At 70.9% G+C, this 1793-nt stretch carries 1 protein-coding gene and 1 pseudogene; both read left to right on the plus strand.

Features of this window, described 5'->3' with window-relative positions; translation table 11 throughout:
* Positions 1-75: 75 nt before the first annotated feature.
* Positions 76-1350: an activator-dependent family glycosyltransferase gene (locus tag AB0J58_RS44870; RefSeq protein WP_364227938.1), complete on the plus strand. Its 1275-nt coding sequence runs from the start codon at positions 76-78 to the stop codon at positions 1348-1350.
* A gap of 24 nt (positions 1351-1374) precedes the next feature.
* Positions 1375-1793: pseudogene (locus AB0J58_RS44875) on the plus strand (glycosyl transferase); the annotation flags it as partial.

A 1793-nucleotide genomic window follows, 5' to 3' on the forward strand; every position in this document is an offset into this window, starting at 1 on the left:
CCAACCAGCTCATCCCCCAGCTCGAAGAACTCACCGCCAAACACCGCTGACGCGGGATCGGGAGACACCACCACCATGCGCATCCTGTTCACCACCTACCCGGACAAGACCATCTTCCACGCGATGGTTCCGCTGGCCTGGGCGCTGCGCACGGCCGGCCACGAGGTGCGCGTCGCGGTCCAGCCCAAGTTCGCCGACGTCGTCACCCAGGCCGGCCTGACCGCCGTCTCGGTCGGTCGTGACCCCTCCACCTGGCGGCTGGCGGAGCTCAACATCGAGCAGGTCGAGGCCGAGCGGGCCGGGCTGCCCGCGCCGTACGACGCCGCGGTGGATCCGGCGGCCGTCGACTGGGAGAAGATGCGCGACGGGTACGCGACCCTCGTGGAGCAGTGGCACCAGCTGGACAACTTCCCGATGATCGCCGGCCTGGTCGACTTCGCCCGCGGTTGGCGGCCCGACCTGGTCGTCTGGGAGTCCAACACCTACGCGGGAGGCATCGCCGCCGAGGCCTGTGGCGCCGCGCACGCGCGTCTGGTGTGGAGCGTCGACGTCTTCGGCGTCGCCCGCGAGCACTACCTGCGGCTCAAGGCCGAACGCCCGAAGGACGACCGCGCCGACCCGATGGCCGACTGGCTCGGCCCCTACGCCCGCAAGTACGGATTCGACTTCACCGAAGACCTGTTGACCGGCCAGTTCACCGTCCACCAGCTCCCCGCGTCGCTGAGCATGGACGCCGGTCTGGACTACCTGCCGATGCGCTACGTCCCCTACGGCGGTGTCGCCGCCGTACCGAAGTGGCTGTGGGCCGCACCCGAGCGCCCCCGCGTCGCCCTGACCCTGGGCACCACCGCCACCGACCGCTACGCCGGCTACGCCGCCGACGTGCGGGACATCCTGGACTCTCTGGCCGACCTCGACGTCGAGGTCGTCGCCACCATCGCCGAGTCCGCGCAGCGGAAGCTCACCAGCGTCCCCGGCAACGCCCGGATCGTGTCCTGGGTCCCGCTGCACGCGCTGGTCCCCAGTTGCTCGGTGATCATCAATCACGCCGGGCCCGGCACCTTCCTGACCAGCGCCCTGCACGGCGTCCCCCAGCTCACCGTGCCGTGGGACTTCGACGAGCCCGAGCTGGCCCGCCGCGCCGCCGCGCAGGGCGGGTCGCTGACCATCCGCGCCGACCGGGCCACCGGGGAGAGCGTCCGCGCCGGTGTGCTGCGCCTGCTCGACGAGCCGGGCTTCGGCGAGCGCGCCGTGTCGCTCCGCGACGAGATCCGTGCCCTGCCCACCCCCAACCAGCTCGTCCCCCGGCTGGAGGAGCTCACCGCCAAACGCCGTGTCGCCGACCGCTGACATCCAGCCGAAAGGAGAGTCCGGATGCGTGTCCTGTTCGCGCTGAACCCGTCGAAGACGGTCTTCCTCTACATGGCGCCACTGGCCTGGGCACTGCGCACCGCCGGCCACGAGGTGTGCGTCGCCAGCCAGCCCTCTTTCTCCGATGTCATCACCCAGGCGGGTCTGACCGCCGTCCCGGTCGGGCACGACCGCGACCTGCAGATGACGGAGGAGGAGGCGGAGATCGAGGCCAACCGGCCCGGTATCTCCGCGCCGTACGACGCCTTCGACGACCCGGCCAAGGCCACCTGGGACTACCTCAAGCCCGGAATCGCCGAGGCGGCGGGCATCTGGCACCGCTACGGGAACTTCCCGATCATCGGGGGCCTGGTGGAGTTCGCCCGATCCTGGCGACCCGACCTCGTCATCTGGGAACCACTGACCTTCGCCGCACCGATCGC

The organism is Streptosporangium sp. NPDC049644 (assembly GCF_040675205.1).
Taxonomy (GTDB): Bacteria; Actinomycetota; Actinomycetes; order Streptosporangiales; family Streptosporangiaceae; genus Streptosporangium; species Streptosporangium fukuiense.

What these genes read in the sequence shown, in the direction of transcription:
- AB0J58_RS44870 (WP_364227938.1), top strand. Translation starts at nt 76, where the DNA reads ATGCGCATCCTGTTCACCACCTACCCGGACAAGACCATCTTCCACGCG.